12 protein-coding genes are annotated in these 24,233 nt (G+C 53.9%); all 12 read right to left on the bottom strand.

From position 1 onward, the window contains the following. Window position 1 precedes the first annotated feature (1 nt). The 12 genes from rhaM to BM030_RS01210 all read right to left on the bottom strand — a co-directional run bounded on the left by rhaM (window position 2) and on the right by BM030_RS01210 (window position 24,210). Window positions 2-319: an L-rhamnose mutarotase gene (rhaM, locus tag BM030_RS01270; protein WP_090970261.1), complete on the bottom strand. Its 318-nt coding sequence runs from the start codon at window positions 317-319 to the stop codon at window positions 2-4. Window positions 320-338: 19 nt separating this feature from the next. Next, window positions 339-2,768 carry a glycoside hydrolase family 31 protein gene (locus BM030_RS01265; protein ID WP_244518595.1) on the bottom strand — a complete coding sequence of 810 codons (2,430 nt, stop codon included), beginning with the start codon at window positions 2,766-2,768 and terminating at the stop codon, window positions 339-341. Further along, a complete protein-coding gene (locus BM030_RS01260; RefSeq protein ID WP_211657489.1) occupies window positions 2,765-3,985 on the bottom strand; it encodes a glycoside hydrolase family 88/105 protein in 1,221 nt (406 codons plus the stop codon). The genes BM030_RS01265 and BM030_RS01260 overlap by 4 nt, the downstream gene beginning before the upstream one ends. A gap of 282 nt (window positions 3,986-4,267) precedes the next feature. After that, entirely contained in the window at window positions 4,268-5,428 is a 1,161-nt protein-coding gene (locus tag BM030_RS01255; RefSeq protein WP_170845594.1) for a glycoside hydrolase family 88/105 protein, read from the bottom strand. 22 nt (window positions 5,429-5,450) lie between these two features. Continuing rightward, entirely contained in the window at window positions 5,451-7,274 is a 1,824-nt protein-coding gene (locus tag BM030_RS01250; protein ID WP_170845593.1) for a rhamnogalacturonan lyase, read from the bottom strand. Further along, on the bottom strand, window positions 7,261-10,212 hold the full coding sequence (locus BM030_RS01245; protein WP_244518594.1) for a DUF4982 domain-containing protein: 2,952 nt from the start codon (window positions 10,210-10,212) through the stop codon (window positions 7,261-7,263). Before BM030_RS01245 ends, BM030_RS01250 begins: the two co-directional genes overlap by 14 nt. 528 nt (window positions 10,213-10,740) lie before the next feature. After that, complete coding sequence (locus BM030_RS01235; RefSeq protein ID WP_090970253.1) at window positions 10,741-11,484, bottom strand: alpha/beta fold hydrolase; 744 nt, start codon at window positions 11,482-11,484, stop codon at window positions 10,741-10,743. Window positions 11,485-11,503: 19 nt separating this feature from the next. Further along, complete coding sequence (locus BM030_RS01230; protein WP_170845592.1) at window positions 11,504-12,418, bottom strand: PorP/SprF family type IX secretion system membrane protein; 915 nt, start codon at window positions 12,416-12,418, stop codon at window positions 11,504-11,506. A 14-nt stretch (window positions 12,419-12,432) separates the two neighbouring features. Continuing rightward, complete coding sequence (locus tag BM030_RS20390; RefSeq protein ID WP_170845591.1) at window positions 12,433-17,643, bottom strand: rhamnogalacturonan lyase family protein; 5,211 nt, start codon at window positions 17,641-17,643, stop codon at window positions 12,433-12,435. Window positions 17,644-17,705: 62 nt separating this feature from the next. Beyond that, window positions 17,706-19,463, bottom strand: a complete 1,758-nt coding sequence (locus tag BM030_RS01220; protein ID WP_139215776.1) for a RagB/SusD family protein — start codon at window positions 19,461-19,463, stop codon at window positions 17,706-17,708. Between the two features lie 26 nt (window positions 19,464-19,489). Beyond that, entirely contained in the window at window positions 19,490-22,693 is a 3,204-nt protein-coding gene (locus BM030_RS01215) for a SusC/RagA family TonB-linked outer membrane protein (RefSeq protein ID WP_090970248.1), read from the bottom strand. A 20-nt stretch (window positions 22,694-22,713) separates the two neighbouring features. After that, window positions 22,714-24,210: a fasciclin domain-containing protein gene (locus tag BM030_RS01210; protein WP_090970246.1), complete on the bottom strand. Its 1,497-nt coding sequence runs from the start codon at window positions 24,208-24,210 to the stop codon at window positions 22,714-22,716. Window positions 24,211-24,233 lie beyond the last annotated feature (23 nt).

Raw genomic sequence — 24,233 nt, 5'->3', positions numbered from 1 at the left:
ATCAATCCAGGTGAAATACCGGTATCAACGGTTTGCTCACCGGCGAATTATCGGCATTTGTTTCCATAATATCTGCCATGTAAGCCCACCAGCGCTGCACAATGGGATGATTTCCCAGTTCCTGAGACGACTGTGCTCCATCGCCCTGCCGTTGGACGGCAAACAGCGTATTGGTCTCTTCGTCCAGAAAGATGGTGTAATCACTGATTCCGCTTTCCCGCAATAAGGCAGCCAATTCCGGCCAAATCGCGTCATGCCGCTTCTGGTATTCTTCCTTGCAGCCTCGCATCAATTTCATTTTGAACGCTATCTTTGTCATCCCGATCAATGAGTTTCGTCTAAAAAACCATATCCATGGTCCGTATTTGCCGATCGGTATCGGCTATCCGTACCTGCACCGCCCCTGCTGTATCATCATAATGCCAATCAGCTTCCCGGCCCTCCACCCGTACCGCTTTCGGCCGTTCCTTTGTTCTTACATTTGCCACATACTGCCGTGCGCCAACCCGGTAGTTTCCTTCTGGTTCCCCAACCGTCAGCGTTAAGCGGCTTCCATCCCATTGGGTGGCAATAGGGGTAAGTGCATATCCGCCCTTCTGATAATCGAGCGAACGGCCATCGTCGTCATAAAGCATAAACTTACCGTTACCTAAGAAAATATCGAGCGTTATGGTATCTACCGGTTTTTCCTCCATAAATTGCCGGGGTGTCTGCATGGGGATGATGGCTCCCGCTTTTGCGAAAATAGGTAGGGTATCCAACGGGGTGGTTACGTGGATGTATTGCCTGCCGTCATAACGCTTTCCCGTCCAGTAGTCATACCACACGCCTTGGGGCAGGTATACCGTCCGCGTCTTTGCATCCTTGGTCACCACCGGGCACACCATTAAGTTTTCCCCGAACAGGTATTGGTCGCCGATGTCATACCCATTCGGGTCGTCCTGGTAGTCCCACGCCAGCGCACGCATCAGCGGCGTGCCGGTGCGGTATAATTCATACGCATGGCTGTACAGGTAGGGGATAAGACGATACCGCAAACTATCGTACTTGACAAAATTCCGGAGCGCATCATCACCGTAATTCCAGGGCTCCTTATAACCCGGGTGATCCATGCCGAACACCATCGCGATGGGACTGAACATACCAAACTGCACCCAGCGTATGTACAGCTCCGGATCGGCCGGATGCTCAAAACCGCCCATACAATGCGTCCAATAGCCCACGCCCGACAGGCCAATATTGATGCCGGCTTTGATGACGGGCAGGAAATACTGCCATTCGCTGGGCCAGTCGCCCGCAAAAATAAATGGATAACGCTGTATGCCCGCATATCCCTCACGCGTATGGTTCAGTCCGCGGATGCCGTTGTGCTGTTGAAACTTCTCATAAGGCGCTTTCGCATAAGCTATCGGAAACACGTTGTGCAGTTGCTGCGCCTTTTTGTCCGTCGGACCAGTTTTGTCGCTTTCATTGGCTTTTCCGCCGAAGGCACTGCCCTCATCGGTTTTGAGAAACATGGCCCCGGTATCCGCCAGCTTCTTCACACCGTTTTCCCACCACCAGTTTACCGACGCATCATCAAAGAAATTGACAAACTCGCCCTTTTCTTCGCCATACTCATCCGGCTCGGGGTAAACGTATCCTTCAGCACGTGCCCGGTCGAGCAGGTTCATCGTCTTGCCGTTGTCAAATCTTGGTCGGAGGTGCAGCCCTACCATGCTGTAGTTCATCGCATAGAGGCTGTCAAACATCGCTTGCGGGTTGCTGAATGTTTCGCGCCATTCAAACGAGGTAGCTCCTTTACCCCCCTGGGTACCAAAGATACGCCAGGTGGAGTCCAGCCAAAGCAAATCAACAGGAATACCCAGTTCGCGGAATTTGCGTGCCAGCGCAATCACATACTGGTCTGACGTGAGGTGCTCATGTCCCCACGTGCCGCCGCTGTAGGTTCCCGCATGGAGCCCCAGTGCGAAACGGGGGAGCAAGGGCGAGCGGCCGGTGAGCGCGATGTAGCGCGCCATGATGTCTTTGAACTTGGGTCCCTGGATCACGTAATAATCCAGCTCGCCGTTGACGGCGCCGAAGGTATACGCATCGCCCTGCCCCAGCCCCATATCCCAAAACGTCTCATACGAGTTATGCAGGAAAACCCCGTATCCCCGCGTACTCATGAAAAACGGTATGGGCGAATAGTTGGCTTCCAAGATGTTATATGCTCCGATTTCATGCGGGCGGCCCTTTCCGCGCCCTACATTGAGCCGTAATTGCTTATTGCGCTGATCTATGAAATCCATGCGCTCGCCAAAGCCGAAGAAATGCTCGTCGGCCTGCAAGCGCTTGGTCACGCTGACCGAGTCGCCGCTGCGACGGGCTCCATTCAAAGTATCCGCCAACAGCAATTTGCCCGCCCGATCATAAACTCGCAGGCTGAACGGCGTCTTGGCCAGTAGAACACGTAACGAGTCTGTTGTGAGCAGGAAGCGGTTCGCCTCCTCACTGACCTGTACATTTACGGGCTCCCATTGGTATTTGACCACCATGAGGTGTTCTTCCGGCTCAAAGGTGCCGTCCCAGGAAGTACGGACGCGGAACATGCCGGCATCGCAGAATTCCAGCCTCACGGCAGCTGTTGTCGTCTGGAACGAAAACGCATTTCCCGTTTGGGTAAATCCGGCACGGTAATCGCCCGTCGTTTGGGCCAGCGCTGCAGCGCTGACGAGCAATGCGACCAACACCAGCCCACTTCGCATCATCTTTCCTGCAATCATTGGTCTTTTTTCAGTTTCTGTTTGAGCTTGACGATTTCAATCCCCGCATCAATGACCGACCCTACGCCGTGTTTTTCATTGGCACGGGCGGGACGGGTATAATAAAACCGCAGATCGTCTGCTATGCCAGTACCTATACAGATATCCTTTACCTGTCCGTCCTCGGTGATGAAGTGCTTTTTAAATCCTTCCCATCCCACCAAGGCTACGGAGGCATAATTTTCGTCCAACCACCCTTCATTGACAGCCTTGGCAAACCCTTGGATAAACATGGCCGACGCAGAGGCTTCGGCATATGAATCGGGCTTATCCAGCAATTGGTGCCATAAGCCTTCGGCATCCTGATAACGGGAAAGCCCCACCAATTGCTTCTGCAAATTCTCGATGATGTCATCGCGGTGTGGATGCTGGGCAGGCAGCCTGTCCAGCAGGTGCAGCTGGGCGAGCACGATCCAACCGTTGCTACGACCCCAGTGGGCTACGCCATTCCGTTTATACGGCGAATAGTAGCAATGGTAGTACAGTTCCTTGCCATCGTGCCATAGATACTTATCAAAATTCAGCACTTGGTTGACGGCATCATCCCAGTACCGCTCATTGCCCGTAAACGCTGCCATACGCGCCAAAAAAGGCACGCTCATGTACAGGTCATCCGCCCATAACGTCTTATCCACGGGAAAGGTACGCACCAGTGTGCCATCAGCCAACCGGTCCTGCCCATAAGTTAACCGTTTGATGCCGTTTTCAAGATATGTCTTATACTCCTCACGCGGGGCATGCTTATAGACTTCCAGAATACTGGCGCTCATTGCCCCGAAATCGTCCAATTCCTGCATCGTCCACAATTGCCCGAATGGAAACCGGTGATGTGGGCGGTCGTTTTTAAAAATGCGTTGAAAATGTCTATAATTATCAAATCCAAAAGCGACGTGATCCAGAGCATACTGCGCATACTTTTGATCACCGGTAAAATCGGCCAGTTGCAACATGGCCATGTTAATTACCCCGTTGGTATAGTGCCAGGCGCCGTAACTCGTCTGAAATGCCGCCTCAATTCCCTCGGGGATATCGCTGGCTTTTGCATATACGCGGCCGCCCTCATCGACAAACCCGAAGGCCGCCTGGCTAAGTAAGTAGTCGGCAACACGCCGTACGACAACCAGGTCTTCATCCTGCGCAATGCATTTCCAACCGCTGCCCAACAAAATCAATAGCACGCTAAATTTCTTTAAAACATCCCGTTTTACTAAACGACAAAATAACATCTGTGACTTAATCTAAAGTTTATAATCTTCAATAAGTATTTTATATAGTTAAATCCGCTCATCAGTTCAGCGGTTAGCGGATACAATAATATTTGTTTAAAAGAATCCAGCATCCTGTTGCATCCTGTTGCATCTGTACGCACCATTAAGACAAAAATCTGATTAACAACCATATACAATAAACTGAAATCAGAAACTAAATCTACGCAAACGATTCCGGGTCTAACACAGGTCTCAATCGGCTGCATCGGGGCTGCAACTTAATTGATATACTTCCGTACCCGCCAACAGGAAACACCCAAGCCCATAATCTTCGAAATCGGGCATGCTTGTATACGTCACCGGTTGACCGTCTTTGGGTTCCTTACCGGTCCCTTGTACATAACCCAGAAAGCCGTTTTCATGAAGAGACTCATTTACCAGCGCATTCCATGCTTTGGCAACAATCGGCAGGTACACCTCACGTTCTACCAGCTCCTTGTTTAATGCCCAGGCCATTCCGTAAGTAAAAAGCGCTGTCCCCGTCGCCTCTTTCCCGCCGTAATGGCTGGGATCGTGCAGACTCACGTTCCAAAACCCATCCGCCCGCTGCAAGGGCACCAACGCCGAGAGCATATCTTTCAAATCCTGCAGGTATTCATCGTAGTGAGGGTCGGTATCCGGCAATTCATCCAATACACGTACCAAGGCAGCCACCACCCACCCATTTCCTCGCGACCAATAGCAGTCTTCACCGTTGGGTTCTGTGTAAGGCGGTATAAAATCCTTGTCGCGCCACCATAGCTTGTCTTCGGGATTATACAGACCGTTTCCGCCTTCACGGTACTTTGCATGCGCGTACATCGCGTACATCCGGTCGAAATAACGCGTATCGCGGAGAGTCACCCCCAATTTGGCAAAAACAGGCATAGCCATCTGCAATGCGTCAATCCAGTCCCAGTCGTCCACCCGATCGCTTTCCAGCATACGGTCCATGTTATCTTTGATGGAGCGGATATATAGCGGATTCCTGGCTATGCGATAGAGGTCGATGTAGGTCTGCCCGCAACATTGGTTATCGGCATCCCGCGTAATAGGTGCCCATGCAGGCTGCCAGTGGTGCTTTTCTCCCCATTGAATGGCATAGTCAAAATACCGTTTGTCGGCATCGATCGTGTAAAGAGCCATCAATCCTTCATAATATACGGCCCTTGTCCAGATATTGGCCGGACGTTCACGGTTGGTAACAATGGTTTTGCCCGCGTCGGGCCATTTTTCCATGAAATAATTATTGGCTCGCCGAAGCTGTTGCAGCACCGCTGCCTGCTCGGGCAGCTTGCTGCCGTAATCAGCCTGTGCAGATACGGATGCGAACAAGCTTAGCCATGTAACCAATAACCAGTGGTATTTAATCATAAACTATCTGTTTGCGGTTAGTCTATTGTTGCGACGGTTTCTTGGGTGGTCTATCTTCCCCCATGTAAAAGCTGGTATGCGGGGGTTGGTTATATGCTACGTTCTGCCAGGCCACACTCAACCGGTATTGCGGGTCGCGCATCAACGTAACCAGCCGGTGCGGTGTTGGTATGGTGGTTGAATAGATGCGCAGCGAACGGTGATCGGCCGTGGGGAAAATCACCTCCTCGCGCCAGTCGCCAAGGATATCGGCACTCAGCACGGGCGTCGCTTTCGTACCATTGATAGCCACGCACCCTTCGGCCCTGAAAATCGGTCCATGCCTGTATTTATCAATGGTGATGCCATCCAGTAGTTCACGGGTTAAGTCGCCATCCCACCAGATAAGGAAATTGGTTGAACTGGGCTGCGGTCCTATCCGTTTTCCATCCGCATTCAGCAGCCCGCCAGATCCCGAAAACCAGAATTCAGCCCCTGGATTATCCGCATCGATATTTGCCGCAACGCCCCGGCCGACATCCTGCCCGAAGGCTCCCAGCCATAGCGCTTCACCCGTGCGCGCATCACGCAACGCGGCGCCCGGACGATGTACCGGCGGTTTTTCATGCACAGTGAAGATTTCCAACCCCGGCCGCGAAGGTATCAGGTCGCCCAGATGCTGGGCATCCCCGTGCCCCCATCCGGTTGTATAAAGCGGTTGCCCGTCATGGTCTACCACCATGGCCCCGTAGATAATCTCATCATTCCCGTCGCCGTCAATATCCGCAACGCTCAGGTTATGAAATCCTTGCCCGGAATAGGGATCCGTTCCATTTTTGGAATCAAACACCCACCGCTGCGTCAATTTTCCATGCCGGAAATCCCATGCTGCAATCACCGAGCGCGCATAATAACCACGGCACATCACGAGGCTGGGGAGGCGGCCGTCCAGGTAAGCCACAGCTGCCAGAAAGCGGTCGGATCGGTTGCCCCGGTTATCCGTGTGGCGCGGCGTTCCCCACCCATCAATAGGGTCTCTTCCCGGTATGTAATCAACGGTAGCCAATGCTCTACCCGAGGCACCTTCGAATACGGTGAGAAACTCCGGCCCCTCCAGTATCCGCCCTTGCTCGTTGCGCCAGTCCTTCGTACTATCGCCAATAGTGACACCCATGCCATCGATGGTTCCGTCTGCCGTTTTACAGGCCACCTCTGCCTTCCCATCGCCGTCCAGATCATACACCATGAACTGGGTGTAATGCGCCCCTTCCCGGATATTCCGGCCAAGATAGATGCGCCAGAGAAAAGTTCCGTCCAGCTTGTATGCCTCCAGCACCGGGGGATCCGTAAATCCGTCGTGCGAATTGTCCCGTGCCCTGCCCGTACGGTGCAGCACGATTTCATATGCACCGTCCCCGTCCAGGTCGCCCACCGATGCATCGCCCGCGGTATACCCCGGCAGCGGCTCCAGATCAATGGTTAGGTAATTGGCAAAGTCATTCAAGTCCACCCGGCATACCGGTGATGCCTCGCCTTCCTGTTGGCCTACCACCGGCTTCACGAAATAACCAATTGCGCTTGATTGCGTGGGAAGCTTTGTATCCACATAATACGTGGGGCCGGCCAGCGGTGTTCCGTTCAGCTTTTCCGAATTCCCTTGCCCGTCGGTCCGGTAAATATTAAATGCCACCTCCGGGGGATCATCTGCCAGTAACCGCCAGGAGACGAACACTTCACCTTCTTTGGCGGCGAGTGCCACCACCCCCCTGTCCAAGCGCTCCATCTGGCGCTGGGCGACGGTCTGCTGTGTGGCAGCCAGCAGCATACTTGCTGCTAACTGCACGGCTTTCTTCTTAAAGAATTTCATAAATCTCAGCTTCAATAATACTCAACACATATTTTCCCTTGATATCGGCATGCGCTAAACCGTCACCCAGTTTCTTTCCCGACACCTCCGTGCCTACGGATGTCTCCCGAAGCCGGACACGCTCGGGCAGCAACCTAATCGTTACACTTCTCCCCCGCTTTTCGTTGAAAGGCAGGGTGACATAGCCTAAGTTGGGCGGTGTATTACCTCGGAATACCTCTTCACCATCCACCAGTATTTGGATCGGATAGCTCCGTGTGCGGAAGTTGTTCAGTTTCAGTTCCACCACGCTGATGGAAGTTTCCTCAGCCAGTTCGTAGGTAATCCACGCCGTCTGCAGATTACCATCATTGCTCCATCCCGTCCGTTCATTATCATCATAACTCGATTGCACTTCCACCGCGTTGGCGCCGGCCGTGGCACCGACGATCACCGCCGATTTTCTTGTCGGAGTAAACGATTCACCCATCGGTGCAGGCCCCCGCGTGAATACGGGCCGCAGGCCATCGGCCGGCTTGTACAGCGACAGGCCATGGCTAACCTCCACGGATGTGGTATTCAGCGTGATTTCATGAGGCGCCAGCCCTTCGGACCGTGCCTTCACGGTAATGGTGCCGGCAACAGGGCTGCTGCGCACCAATACCCGGTTGACGCCGCATTCTACAGGCAACTGCTTGGAAAGAATGTAGTTATCCGGCCCTTGGGCAATTCCGCCACGCCATTCCGCCGGACCGTCCAGCTCAAACTCAATCGTATTCAATGCGGTGGGGCAACGATTGCCATGGGCGTCCACCACTTCCACAGTAATTAATGCCAGGTCGGCCCCGTCCGCCCTGAAGCCTTCCGGGTGGTGCCGGGCCGTCAGTCTTACCGCCGCGGGCTCACCCGCCGTTCTGATTTCGGCGGTTGCCAGGGTCCGACCTTCGGCATCATAAGTAACCGCCTTGATCACCCCCGGTTCCCAGTTGACATCCTTAAACGTAAACAAGAAATTTTCGCTCCGTTCGCCGAATCCCAGACTTTTCCCGTTGAGCAGCAACTCGGTACGCTCACCCGTAGCCACCACATGCACCGGCTTGGTGACGCCCGGCTCATAATTCCAATGCCCGATGATGTGTGCGCCGTGCTCGTCAACGTCCACCCAGCCGTTCCACATCACCTGGTGGGCAAAAAAGCCATCCTTCGGTATCCGCATCGGGTCCACCTCACCGCTGCGCCGGTAGTTTTCCGCTCCGCGGAAGTGGGTATTGGAATCTGAGAAGATGATGTTAACGCCGCCCGAACTTACCCGCCGGCCCCGGCCCGGACGCTGACGCCAGAATTCATTCCAGCGGATGACGTTCTCTATCGCATGACTGTCCTGGTTGCGATTATAGGCCGCGGCCGACTCGCCACGGTATGGCGGGCCATCGCCGTCTTTATGGTAGGGCGGCGAAAACTCATCCCAGTATTTCCGCAGCCCTTCATCGCGCGAATATTCCATCGCCCAGAGGGGAATGCGTGCACTCTTGTTGATATAAAGCATTTCCCCGCCATATTCCGCCACCTCGCTGTCCAGCATTTCCCGCGAACCGATGGCACGGCCGCCATGGGGGTCATATGTGTCGCGAATCGCTTTCATTTCGCGCATATGCTGTTCACTGATACCTTTGTTGCCGCTCTCATAGAATACGATGCTGGGGCTATTGCGGTTATAGATGATAGCATCGCGCATCAACTGCTTCCGCTGTTCCCAGCGCGGACCTTCCACATCATGTTCGGCATCGCCAGCGGGCATGGCCTGCAGCAGCCCCACGCGGTCGCACGATTCTACGTCCTGCTTCCATGGGGTTACATGCATCCAGCGGACCAGGTTGGCGTTGCTTTCCACCATCAGGCGGTTGCTAAAGTCACTCAGCCAAGGCGGCACAGACATGCCGACAGCAGGCCACTCGTTGCTGGTGCGCTGCGCATATCCTTTCATCATCAGCACGCGGTCGTTCAGGTAAACCATGCCCTCACGGAAGTCCGTCTTCCGGAAACCCGTCTTCGTATACAATTCATCAACGATCTCCCCGTCCACCCGCAGGCGGGTAATCACTGTATACAGGTACCCATATCCCCAACTCCAAAAATTGAGCCCCTCCAGTTTAGCCTGCGCAGATACACGGTGCGTCCCACCCGGATGAACAGTAAACGCGTCGTTCCCGAATGTCTTTACCGGTTTACCGTCGGCGTCAAGGACCGCCACTTCAAAGGTAAACGTCCGGGGCGTATCCCATTCATTTTTTACTTCGCTCTCGGCCACCACCACAGCAGACTTAGCCGGGATATCCAGCGCCGTGGCATAGATATAGGTGCCGGTGGTTTGCAAGAAGGAGTATAAAGGCAACGTCTGGTACAGTTTTTCAGTGACGTGCAGCCACACATTTTTAGGTATCCCGCCGTAATTGGCGTTGAAATTCCGGTCGGCCCACTGAAATTTGGTGTCGGTGGCCTGTTCCCGGTAACCCCAATCGTTGTCCACACGCACAGCTATCACGTTGTCCCCTGCGGGGTCCAGGAATTCGGTAATGTCAAAGCCAAAGGCCATCACGCCGTTTTCATGTAGCCCGACATACCTGCCGTTAATGTATACAGTTGCCGCCTGGCGCACACCTTCAAATTCGATAAACACCTTTTTCCCGCGGTCGGCCGGCGGTAGCCGGAAATGCTTCCGGTACCAGACCACCCCCGTGCGGTGTTTGTCAATGGCCAGCCGGAAAGCATCATCCTCGTTCCACGCATGGGGCAAGGTCACTGCCTTCATGCCCGACTCATCGAAGTCTTTCTGCCGGGCGTCGGCGGCATCCGTCTCGAGCAGCTTCCATCCGGGATTGAAATTATACTTGGCGCGGTTTTGTGCTGTCGCGGTATAAACCAAGACAAGGTAGGCAACCAGCGACAAGCAAATTTTCAAAAAACGTATATTGTTTAATATCATCATAGGTCTATCACGAAGTGAAGAAATCGGGTTCCTGCAAATCTACAGCTATACCCCTTGCGCATCCGGTAAAAATCGTGCAAAACTCCGGTAAAAATGTTTCGTTTTTCCCCATTCTGTCCTCATTCTTAGATCGAAATCCGATAGCCGGAAAAGGAACTGGCGATTTTTCGACCAAACACAAATTTCTTGTTATGAAAAAAATAAACGTATCGCCTATGCGGCTTTCTTTTTCTTGGCGGAACATTAGCCCATCCAAAATTTAAAGCCGCCAGAGCGCATAATTCAGCCCAAAAATGCAATGCTCCCCAAACCGTCGGCATCGGAAGCCGGCAACAACGGGCTGAATCGGAAGATTCACCGGGCGTGAAAACAATTTTCACCCCGTTCATTTTTGAAACGCGCCTCGGAGCGAAGATGAATTGACTTTGGAGGGTTTATCACCTCAACCATATTTTTCCTAATACGAAAAAATAAAACTTCTTCTGAAATCTTTACATTAAATCAATGAGCTCGCCCCTCTTCTTCCAGCAGTTCCGCAAGTACCTGCGGCATGGTCATCTGCGGATTATGGTCGGCCTGCATATTGATGGTCTTCCATCCCATCTGCTTCGCTTTCGCGGCAAACGGAGCAAACGTATCTTTTTCCGGATTATCGCCTTCATAAGTGAGGATGTAGGTGGTTGGCAGCTTTAGCCGTACGGGGTTTTTCAGCCGGATTGGCTGGGAAAATGTCTTGGCCGGATGCGGTACATCCCGCGGAAGTCCCTCCTTTTTTCCAAACGGCGGAATCAGGCCGTTTTCGGTGCGCATCCCCCTGCCTTGATTATCCGAGCCCCGTGCCGAGAAAGCACTCTGGCCGTCGTCCGGCACAAACGCATCCAGGTAGATCAATTTACCGATACGTTCCGGCAGGCTGTCGGCTACCCCGGTTACGACCATGCCGCCATAGCTGTGCCCGACAAGCACGACGTTGTGCAGGTTTTCAAACAAAATGACATTTATCACATCCTTGATGTGTGTTTCTAAATCAACGGCTTCGGAAGCGAGGTGCACGCGTTCGCCCAGACCGGTGAGCGTGGGGCGGTAGACTTCATTGCCCATCGTGCGCAATAGGGAGTCTGTCTTTTTGAATGACCAGCCGCCGCCCCAGGCACCGTGCACAAGCACATATGTCTGTGGCTGGGCCACCGCACCTACCGCCGATAGCATCCCGCTGATAAACAGCACGTAATATAAATTCTTCATCGCTGAATGGTTAACCGTTTTATAATAGTCCCCCCCTTTTTGCACTGCCGAAGCGATAACCCAGCCCTACCTCATGGGTAGCGCTGCTGAACCGTCCGGAAGCCAAGTGGCTATGGAGCCCGAATTGATAGGTATATCCGATACGGAAGCGATCAATAAACACATACCCCAGGAAGCCGAGGTTATCTGTGGTACGGTAGCTCACACCGAAGCCAACCAAGTCTTTCAGATACGCGGTAGCGGCGAAATCGGCCAGCACGGGCTGCTCGGGCGTGATGGCTACCAACATCGCTGGCTTCAGCTTGATCCCTCCCCCCAGGTTAACCAAGTAGGCCGCAGCTCCATAATAATTGTTCCTGAAATATTGCTCGGCCCCTTCCCGTGCATCTTCCAAAAACCGGAAATTGATGCGGGGTACCGACACGCTTACATAGAACTTGTCCGGCTCATACAGGGTAAGCCCGATTGCCAGGTTGCCCGTGGTCTCCCTTTCATCATTGCGGAACACCGCGTCGCGCGGAGCATACTGCGACGCATTCAATTCGTAGCGTTTGATGCTTACGCCCAATGCTGTGCCCATGTAGGTTTTTTCGGACAGGCGCACCGACTTGGCGACGAACACACCGGCATCCATAAAGCGTTCCGGACCGAGACGGTCGTGCATGACGTTGATTCCTGCTGAAGCACCGAATTGGTGGATAGGTATATAGCCGTTCAGAAAAAATGTAGTGGGAGCATCATCCATACCCACCCACTGCCGGCGCAGGATGGTATTGATAGCCCCCTGACCCTGTATCAGCGAATAAGCGGGATTGATGTAGGTCAAATCATGCGTATATTGCGTATACATGATAGGCTGCTGAGCGGCCGCTGTACTGATAAGTCCGATGGCCGTCAGCAGGTACCGGGCGTTTTTTACAATCATTCGTAGCATAATTCTAACTTTTATCATTGATATTTAAGCATGAACCACCCCTTCCTGCGTTTAGTCTCTCCCTTGTACGTGGTTTCCAATATGTAGAAATATGTACCTTGGGGCAGCAATCTGTTGGTACTGCTTCTTCCATCAAACACCTTATCTCGGTTGTTGTATCCCGCTATACGGAACACCTCCACGCCATTGCGGTCCATGATGACCAACCAGTTCTGGGGGTAATTCTGGATACCCTCGATGAAGAGAATGTCGTTTTCACCATCGCCATTGGGCGATACCGCGCTACTTACCTCCGGTTCATCGGGACCAACTACCACGAGCGTGTGCGCAACATCCGGTGCCGCATACCATAGCGAGTCGCCCGGCTGGCTGGCTACGATGGTAGCCGTCCCCTCGCGGAATATCCGGATTTTGCCGTCGATGACCCGGGCTACATCGGTATTGCTGCTCGTATAAATAACGGGCAGCCCCGATGTCGCTGTCGCTTGCGGGTCGTAGTCGCCGTGATCCACCTTCAGTTCCGGTATGGGATGGAAGGCGATGGTTTGGGCGGCCCGTGGGATTACCAGCAGTTCATGTGATACGGGAGATGCGGCTTCCCAATAGTCGTCACCCTCCTGCACAGCGGTGATGATTACCGTTCCTCCGGCTATTCCCCGGATTTTCCCATCCACAATGATGGCTATTGACTCGTCACTGCTGATGTAAGCAACAGGGAGACCAGAGCTTGCGGTCGCGCCGGGATCCAGGTCGTCATATTCGGTAATCAGTTTATCCAGCGGATCAAAAGCAATGGATTGGGGCATCAGTTCGAGGAACGTAATGTCTCGGGTGGTTTCTGCCGGCAACCAAAGCGCATTTCCCTGCTGCACTGCAGTGATAGTGACCGTGCCGACACCCTTGGGAACAATACGTCCATTGACTACGTCGGCTATGGACGGATCGGCGCTCATATAGGTGACAGGTAATGCCGATGTTGCCACTGCACCCGGGTCAAAAGGTTCATCTTTAACCGACTTATACCCCACATCAGGGAAGTCGATGTCTTGCGGTTGCTTTTCAACCTCCGTAAGCTCAATATTCGGTGGTTCGGGCATTTCCATGCCCTCGCCAAGATAAAAGCTTGGATACGGGGGCTGGTTGTATCCGCTGTTCTGCCAGGCAATGGCTGTGCGGTACTGTGGATTATGCATCAGCGTATGGATACGGTATTCCGTTGGTATGGTGGTTGTAAAAATAAGCAACCGGGAGTTGTCTGACGTCCGGTATATAACTTCTTCCCGCCAGTCGCCCAAGATATCAGCTTGAAGGTTGGGGGTAGCCTTGGTACCGTTGATGCTTTCGGCGTTGGCCGACTGGAAAAACGAAACCAATCGCTGAGCGTTCTTTGTTACCGGGTTCCATTTATCGATAACGGTTCCATCCAGCAATTCGCGCTGCAAGTCGCCATCCCACCAGATACCGAAGTTGATGCTCGGCCGGTTGGTGCTGATAACCTCTCCCGTTCCGTTGTACACATTACCATTGGCTGTGCTCCATAATTCATAACCGGGATAGTTGGGGTCGATGTCCGCTGCCATCGCACGGCCTACATCATTGCTGGCCGGCACACCGAAGAGGGTTTCTCCAGTCTTGGCATCGCGTAGCTCCGCCCCATATTCTCCAAACGTTGCCGGATCTTCATATGACTGCCAAATCTGCTGGTTTGGACGGTCGGGGAACATACGGGTCATGTGTAAGGCATCGCCATGGCCCCGGCCGTTGGCGGCATACGGACGTCCGTTGTCATTGATGATGCTGGCGCCGTTGATGATTTCGTCTTTGCCGTCGTCATCAATATCGCCCACGGTCATCTGGTGGTTGCCCTGCCCGGCATGGGCTTCATTGCCGGGATCATTGCTATCGAATGTCCATCGGTGGGTAAGTTCACCATCGCGCCAATCCCAGGCTACACGCACCAGCCGGGTGTAGTATCCCCTGCCCATGACCAAGCTTGGCCGCGCTCCGTCCAAGTAAGCTACCGCAGCAACGTAACGCTCCGAACGGTTGCCCCAATCGTCGCCCCAACTGCTGACGTTTCCGCGGGCCGGCAAATAGTCCGTTGTAGCCATAGCTGCCCCGGTTAGCCCATTGAAAATGGTCAAAAATTCGGGGCCCGCCAATATGCGGCCCGCTTCGTTGCGGTGATCGATCTCCGCATCGCCAATGACCATACCGGTACCGTCCACCGTGCCGTCGGCTGTCTTCATGGCGATTTCGGCCTTCCCATCGCCATCAAGGTCATACACGATGAACTGGGTATAGTGTGCTCCCGCCCGGATGTTTTTACCCAAATCAATCCGCCACAACTTCGTTCCATCCAGCCGGTATGCGTCAATGTATACATTGCCCGTATAGCCGTCATGAGCATTGTCCTTCTGATTGGTAGGGTCCCACTTCAGGATAATCTCGTACCGTCCGTCGCCATCCAGATCGCCCACGCTCGCGTCACCGGGTGTATAGGTATAATTTACTCCATCGGGTGTCGTGCCACCCTGCGGGATATCCAATGGTATCGAAAGAAAGTTACTGTCCCATACGCGCACCGGATAGGTTGCGGCCTGTTCTTCGCCGCCTACTACAGGACGTATGGCATACGTGGCGGTCAAGTCTTCGGTCTCGTCTACAAAATTGGTTGAGTTGGCAATCGGTTCGTCATTAATCCGCTCATCACCACGGTATACGTTGAATGCGATATCCGTGGGGTCGGTACCAAACAGCCGCCATCCGATGTACACCTTATCGGGCGCCGTGCGCACGGCCACCAGCCCCCTGTCCAGTGTTTCCAGCTGTTTTGGGGTGGTTACCACTTCGTCGGGTTCTTCCGTATCGGGCGATAAATTCAGGTTGAAACGCCGTACAACCGGTGTATTCACACCGCTGGCATTAGCTTTTACATATGCCACATAGGGTTGATTGTAGCGGTCTACATGCAGGAAAAGATCGTAACCGGGTTCGTCAATACCGATTTCGGAACTCCCGCCGGCGTCCAGTTCACCCCAGGTGTCGGCACCTGCCGCCAGCCGGCGCACCCGCACCACGCTGCGGCCCGAGTTGTTCGTGATGACGTCCTGAAACGACGCGTATAGGTTGCCCAGCCCGTCTTTGGCCAGTGTCAGCACTTCCGTGTTGCGCCCCGAAAGACGGCCACCGAACACCGCTGTCCATGCCTCCGTGGAAAGATCCAGAAACGACACCGTGCCGAAGCTGTTCGTGCTGGCGTCCATGTACAGGACGTACAGCCGACCGTCAAGCACCACCGACGATGCATGACGCACTCCGCCGATGCCCGAAGCCGGAAGCGCCGCCCAGGCCCCTCCCGAAAACCGGAACGCACGGAGGTCGCCCGTGCTGCCGTCGCCCCCGGCATACGTCACGTAAGGCGTATCTCCCTCATCGAACGCTATGCAAACTCCCGATGCCCGCTCTGCAGAAAATCCGCCCGAACCGACCAGCTCCCATGAACCGTTCACGAAACGCTTCACGTGGGGGCGGCCGCCCGAACCCATCTCCGCGTACACCACGTAGGGAACGTTGTTCCGGTCGAAGGCCATCCAGTTATTCCGGGAGACACGCAGCTGGCTCGTGCCGTTCAGTATGGAACCCTCCGAAACGTACGGGTCGCCGCCAAGCGGCTCCCATGCCTGCGTGGCCGCGTTGAACCGCTTAACCGCCAAGCGATTGCCGTTGGCCAGGTCCGCATAGGCCACGTATAGCCGGTTACCCCCGTCGGCAAAAATGTTTGTGTGCGAAGCATTGCCCGGAGAAATATCCCCGCCGACCCATTCCCACATCCCGTACAATTGCCGCCTTGCCCTGGCCACGCCATTTTCTACAAACGCCACATAAGTTGCTGTAGTACCATATTCCCGGATGGTGGCCACCGAAGTATACGTTGAAGCACCTGACGCCACCTGTTGCCCTTCTCCCAACAGTTCCCATGCATTGTAAGGCCCCCTTTCTGCCGCTGGCGGCACTTGTATGAGGTCAAATTTACGTACGATAGGGGTGTTTACTCCCCCCGCATTTGCCTTTACATAACTGATATAGGGGTTCCCTTGTTTATCTACATACAGAAACGACTCAAATCCCGGCTCGTCCACTCCCGATTCAGATGCTCCTCCTGCAGTCAATTCATCCCAAGTGTCGGCACCTGCCGCCAACCGGCGCACCCGCACCACGCTGCGGCCCGAGTTGTTCGTGATGACGTCCTGAAACGATGCGTACAGGTTGCCCAGCCCGTCTTTGGCCAGTGTCAGCACTTCCGTGTTGCGCCCCGAAAGACGGCCACCGAACACCGCTGTCCATGCCCCCGTGGAAAGATCCAGAAACGACACCGTGCCGAAGCTGTTCGTGCTGGCGTCCATGTACAGGACGTACAGCCGACCGTCAAGCACCACCGACGATGCATGACGCACTCCGCCGATGCCCGAAGCCGGAAGCGCCGCCCAGGCCCCTCCCGAAAACCGGAACGCACGGAGGTCGCCCGTGCTGCCGTCGCCCCCGGCATACGTCACGTAAGGCGTATCCCCCTCATCGAACGCTATGCAAACTCCCGATGCCCGCTCTGCAGCAAATCCGCCCGAACCGACCAGCTCCCATGAACCGTTCACGAAACGCTTCACGTGGGGGCGGCCGCCCGAACCCATCTCCGCGTACACCACGTAGGGAACGTTGTTCCGGTCGAAGGCCATCCAGTTATTCCGGGAGACACGCAGCTGGCTCGTGCCGTTCAGTATGGAACCCTCCGAAACGTACGGGTCGCCGCCAAGCGGCTCCCATGCCTGCGTGGCCGCGTTGAACCGCTTAACCGCCAAACGATTGCCGTTGGCCAGATCCGCGTAGGCCACGTATAGCCGGTTACCCCCGTCGGCAAAAATGTTCGTGTGCGAGGCATTGCCCGGAGAAACATCGCCACCCACCTGCTGCCACAGCCCGCCCGCCAGCCGCTTCACCTTGGCAATGTTATTTTCGACAAAGGCGATATAAGGTGTCGCTTCTCGGTTACCTTCGTAATTCGTGACAGCGGCCATACTAGTAAAGGCCGAGGCACCACTGGCAATTTCCTCTCCCCTCCCCAGCAATTGCCATTGATTCGTGGGGGTGCTTTGGGCAAACAAATGCCTGTTTCCCAATTGCATCAAAATAAGCAGCACAACGGCGAAGCACGCGTAATTCCTGTTCATTGCATTCCGTTTTTTAAAGTTAGGTCAATCATTCGGTATATTCCCTTTTGTTGCCGTTAGCATCAGTGCCAGTTAAACGGCAGATACCAATGCTGCGGATTCGATAAATCCACCGCAAGCGTTTGTCCCGACCGTTCGAATTTTGCATCCATCCACTGTTTCAGCAATTGCCCTCCCGTACCGGGTGCTTCTTTCTCCCTCCGCAATGCAATGCGCAGGAGGTCGGGCCAGCGATACCCTTCGAAGGCCAGTTCCAGTGCGCCTTCAGCCAGCAGCTTTTCTTCCATATACAGCGTTAAACCATGACCCTCCACCACTTCGCGCAGGTAGGGATCAGGGTTGGTCATATCGAAAAACCGCGCTGAATCGGCCGGCGCGATCAATGAATGCGATAACCCAGCACGTCCGCGGATACCCGTATTCCGGTGCCAGTCGCTGCGGAAGCGGGGAAAGTCGCCCATCCGGGCGTCGAAATCATAAGGCGCGGGGTAATGCAAGGTGTTCATGATGTCGGTAACATCCCGGCCATTTATCCCGGGTGTGGGGTCGTAGGTAAACATGATCCCGCCATTGAGTAGCGCATAAGCCAGTTTTTGGTAGCCATCGCGGTTAGCCGCTTCAGCGAACCGAAGGTGAACCGCGCCAGCGCGGTAGAGGATCCATTTGCCGGTGGTCTGGAAGGGATCGGCCGCATGATACGTAGCGATGTGCTTATTAACCACCGGCTGTCCACCGTTCATGACGTAAGAGCGCGTCCGGCCGCGCAGGTCAAATGGTGTCAGCCCCCGCATCTGTTCGTCCCAATACTGCATGATAAATTCCGACGGGCGCAACAGGTAACGCCCCGCACCCTGATTGGCGAATAAGGGGATAAACGGATTTTCCGGCTCAAAATTGCGGTCATACGGCATCATCCAGATGTTCTCGTAATTGGAAACACGCTCACCGAAGGGAGCACTAAAAATGTTTATCCAATTTTCTCCGGTTAAGAAAGCGACGTAAGTGAGACGGTATGTGCCGTAAAAATCGTCTAAATTAGTATACTCGCCCCCCTTTTCCATAACTTTGCGGTAGTGCGTGGCGGCCGTCCGGTAATTGCCTTTCCAAAGGTGGAGGTCGGCCAGTACCAGGCTTTTCATGACGAATATCTTACGGGTATTATAGCCGTCTACGGTCGTCAGCAGCGTGGTTCCGGCAGGATATTCTTCCTGAAAAGGGAGCGACTCGGCAAAAGTAATTAAGCTGTCCAGCAACCGCTCGAATGGAAGCTTCGGAAATAACGAAGGGTCGGTCACGTGCGTTGGCCGATCCACGGGCTGGGTCACATACGGAACGGTTCCGAAATGGATACCTAACTGCAGGTATAGCCAGGTACGCAGCATACCGATATCTGAATAACGGGTTACGAATTCGCTTTCCATGAGTCGCCCGTCCTTTCGCATGGCCGCAAAATTGGCAAGCGCGTCGTTGCAGTTCAGGATCACTTCATAGAAATCCCGCGGATTGGCGTAGGGATTATCCGGCTGCACCTGATGATTGTTGATTTGGACCAGGTGGTGATCGCTGTTCATGGTCACGTCCATCAAGTCGCCGCGCAGCTCATTCCATACGAGATACTGCCTGGCCAGTTCCGGTAATTTGCCGTAGATGCCGATGACCGCCGCATCAGCGTCATACACATGCCGGTACATCTGAGACTCGTCTACGGCGTCTTCCGGCAGCAACTCGAAAAATTTCGTGCACGATTGGCTGACCATACTGATCAGCACCGCAATCAAGGGCAACAGTGCAGGCTTCGTTTTTATCGTTGTCTTTTTCATGTTCATGCTTTCCACCATTAAAATGCTTAAAACCCAATCCGTATTCCGAGTTGCGTACTCCGGAATATCGGTTCGCCCCACATGTCCACACCTTGGCCGAAAATCGTTGGCGCGGCACTCATCTCGGGATCGTATCCTTTGTACCGGGTCAATGTAAACAAGTTATTGGCTGTCAGGTAAACCGACAGGTTATTGATGAATTTCAGCCCGCCCGGGATGGTATAACTGAGTGCCACGGTACGTAACCGGACAAACGAGCCGTCTTCGATCCAGCGGTCGGAAAAACGAGCATTGCCGAGCGGATCACCCCATGCCAAACGCGGCATATCGGTGACCTGGCCATCGGTTCGCCAGCGGTTCCTGACGGCCAGCGATTGGTTAGCGGTGCTGGCCTGGGTTTCAAGCGCTGCCCGTTGCGCATTATAGATGTCATTTCCATAGCTGAAGGCCACATGAACGTCAAGCGCCCAGCGATGCCATTTTAAGTGGTTGCTCCACATACCCGTGAAATCCGGGTTGGGGTCGCCAATCACCTGCCGGTCGTTTTCGTCAATCACGGTGATACCGGCTGCCTGATCTTCGGGTGCATCGTGTATATTGACGAAACGGACATCCCCGCCGGCCACCTCAACCAACACCCCGTTCTGGCGGTTGTACTGCCTGGCGTCTGCGGCTTCCTGCTGCGTAAGGAATAATCCATCGGTTTTATAACCGTAGAACTGGTTGGCGGCCTGCCCTTCGGCCGTCACGTAACTTGCACCTCCGAATGTGGTGACGATGCTCCCCAGCGGCAGGTCTACAACGCGGTTCCGGTACATGCTGAACAGGATACCCATATCCCATTTCAGCGCCGCGCGGGCCAGACGGCCGAAGGCATACACATCGACTCCATGTGTACGCATGGCACCCTGATTGGTAAGCATATGCTGCATACCTGTTTCTGCCGGCACTTGTTGCCAAATCAGTAAATCGCGCGTATGGCTGCGGTACACGTCAGCGGTCAACTGCAATCTTTCGTTGAAAAACGCCATATCTATCCCTACGTTCACCTTTTCTACGGTTTCCCACCTCAAACCGGGATTACCGATGTTTCCCCGTACCAACCCTTGCATGCCAAGCAGATTCTGGGAAGTATAATACTTGCGCGCCGTATAATTCCCGATGTCGTCATTGCCGGTTAAACCGTAACTCACACGGAGCTTCAACAGGTCTATACCATTGGCTGCCGCCATGAACGGTTCAGAAGACAGCAGCCAGCCAGCCGCCAAGGAGGGTAATACCGCAAACGGCACACCGCCTATCCGCAGACTGTTTACTTCGGTACCGAACCTGGAAGAGGCATCCGCGGCAACATTCATTGACAGCAAATAGCGGTTGCGGTATTGATAATCGGCCGTCAAATAAGTATTGAGCCAGTTCCAGCGGCCCAAACTGCCTGCCAACTGCCGGAGTTCACCCACCCCATGGCCCACGGTGACCAAATCATCCGTCGCCGAATTAAACCCGAATCCACTGTCATTTTCGCTTTGACTGTGGTTATAGCGTATGCCCAAGCTGGCTGTCAGTCGGCTTACATGATTAAATGACCGGCGGAAAGACAACCGGGTGTCGTTATACAAGGCGTAATACCGCGACAGATTTACACCCGACTGGTTGCGGATAACCGCTCGCCGCATCGTATCTGGCGCAATACCACGTTCAGGGATAAACACGGTTTCACGCACCTTGTCAAAGGTGACCCCGAATAACGTATGGGCGCTGAACTGTTCATTAAACCGATAGTTGAAACTTGTTGAGCCAAAAAACCGGTAATTACTGCTACTCCCGATCATGTTTTCGATAACACTCATCGGGTTACTCACGTTGAAGATATCCAGTTCTGCCAGGTTTGGAGACACCTGCCCCTCGTCTGATACGACATGTGTGGCAAGGAAAGGCGCTTTGATCTGCGACAACAACAAGGGGTTAGTACGGAAATCTTCGCCCTGACTGCGAAGGTCCTGCTGCGTTGAGGTGAACGCAAGGCTGACCGTAGCGTCTAACTTCTGACTCAGGTTCAGCGCACCGTTGAAGCGGGTATGGTAACGGTCTAAGCCGGTATTGGTAAACAAGCCTTCCTGATGGTTATACCCCACTGAAAGGCCATAAGTCGCAATATTGTCTCCACCTGTTACCTTCAGATAATAATTCTGGTTATACCCGTTGCTCATCACTTCGCGTTGCCAATCGGTATGGTTATGGTAGCGGTAATAATCGGGGTTAGGGTCGTCCCGCATGAAGGGGATCCTGCCTATCTCTTGGGGAGTCATCCCCCGGCTCTGGTACAGGTCGGAAAGAAATACGCGGTAATCCGAACTACCCATCACGGGGAGTGCGGCTACCGTTGCATTGAGACCACCGTAGGCAGCGAAGTCAATGTGTGTAGCTTCTTCTTTTGCGCGCGCCGTAGTAATCAGGATGACACCGTTTGCCGATCGCGTGCCGTACTGCGATGCGCCGTCTTTGACCACAGTGATGTCATCGATATCGCGCAAGTCTAGCATACCGAACGGGTTGCTGGCATGCCCCGGAATGATGGATGGGGCGTATATCTTATTGTCATAAATCATCCCGTCTACCACGATGAGGGGTTGGTTGTTCGCATAGATTGACGAAAAACCCCGCAGGAACAAGTTTGCTCCCGAACCGGGGGTTCCAGCGCGGCGGATTGCGTGAAGACCGGCCACACGGCCTTGGAGGTAGCTATCCGGTGTTTCACTGTTAGCTGGCCATTTATCGGCCATGCTTACGTTATGAATTGCCCATGGCTGGGTACTTAACGGCTGTTTCCCTACCGTGGGGGTCTGAACGTCCGCAAAAAACGTTGGATAACCCTCCTCAATTAGCGACAACTCAATGGCCGGCTTTCCGGATACCGCTACCCGTTTGGGAAGAAAGCCCACTGCCGATGCCTGCAGCACGGCATCGGTATGGGGTACACCGATCACGAATCCGCCGGCATCATCCGTAAACTCGGAAGAATAGCCCGCCACCTCAACATGCACGCCCGCTATCGGCTCACCCGTGGAAGCAGATACCACTTTCCCCTTAATCGTCAGTTGGCCGATACCGGTTTTCTCCGGCGTCCGGTTCAATGAATCCACTGGCTGTGCGTATGAAAGCTGGCATCCCAACAACCAAACCATGGTGGCAAACCAGATACCATCGCGCCTATTTAGAAGTTTTTGCATAACCTATTCCGCTTATTGTATTAATAGATGGGTTCCAACCTCAGGTAATCAAGTAATAACGTATTCGTGCCGTTCGCCGTGGTCGTATTACCCACAAGGTATAAGCTAAAAAGCCCGTACCTGTCCACCGTCAGTTCGCCCAGTAAATGTTCGCTGTAGTCCGGAGAAAATGTGCCGTTGCCGTTGTTGATGACGGGTGCCGGCCGGTAGCCGAATCCATCGGTGCCCGGTGCGGTCAGCGGATCTTCTCCCCAGGTCACCTTCATCGGAAAGTGCACCAGATCTTCCGCATCCGCCGCAGGGACCAATCCCAGATCCGCATCACGGATAACTCGCCAATATACCCGGTAACGCCCTGAATACAGCCGTGGAAAATACCGCACCCACATACCGTTAACTCCGTGGTTCTGAATCAGTAAATCATAGAACACCTGACCGTCTGGATTCAACCGCGTACGCACACTGAAGCCCCGTCCGTCGCGGACCTCCTCCGGTGCCTCGCCTTCCACGATAATGGGCTTGATCTTGGTTTCAAATGCATACGGGTAGTCGTTGACGAGGTGGACGGTTCCGTTGCTCACGGCATAGGATGCTATGACGTTTGCCGGCTTAACCTGGATAAGTACACTGTCCACTAGGGAATATTGCGGTGCATTGAGCGCACCAACGGGCACATTGCCTGCAATCACCAAATCTTTCACCGCATTCCATCTTGCATGGTAAACCGAAAGTTCTGCCGTGCTATCCACAAAAAAACGGGATAGCCGCTGCTGTTCTCGCTGGAAAACCTCATCACTGACCACGAAAAACGTGTACTCGCCCATCTCATCCTCCAGATTGGCGACCTGGTTTAAAAATACATTCTGTAAGGTAAACACACTGTCGTATACCGGTAACCCGTCCGGATTGACGCCGATCTGCGTGGACTGCTCGACATCAAACTGCAAAGCATAGAGCGACTCCAGAAATGTTTTCAACTGACTGCCGTGTCCATCTACCGCCTGGAGCTGTTCCCATGCGTTGGGTTTGGGCGTCAAACATACGGGGAGCACATGCAATACGCCATTGGCACCGTAAATATCCTTGTCTACCGGAATTACGCCGTCCACATGGTTTGCGGTCATATTGAGTGCTTTACCTCCCAATGTCGGTAAACGAACGGTGGAATCCTGTGGAATTTTATTGGCAAAATAAGCCTGGTCTGCCAAGTGGAACTCCACAAGCTTTTTCACATACGCTTCATCGGCCAGGAGGTCCGGATCAAGGGCATCAATGGCTGCGTTGACCGGTGCCCATACGGTATAGCTTTTGGACGATGCGATAACCTTGTCGTACCCCGTCTGCTGAAGTAACTGGGCGAACCGGCTCAATTGCGGATTCTTCTTCAGGTTGTCCAGCAGGTTGCCCGCCAGGGCCTCGTCGTTAACGGCTATATGCTTGCTCCAAGGGTCTTCGCAGGATTGTACCAAAACTGTCAGCGCGAATAAACCCCATAGTAAGTGTTGTATACTCTTCATGAATCAATTTTTATCAGCGGCAT

Source organism: Parapedobacter composti (assembly GCF_900112315.1).
GTDB classification, from domain to species: Bacteria; Bacteroidota; Bacteroidia; order Sphingobacteriales; family Sphingobacteriaceae; genus Parapedobacter; species Parapedobacter composti.
Note: the sequence above shows the minus strand (reverse complement) of the source record. Positions and strands in the feature narration are given on the sequence as shown.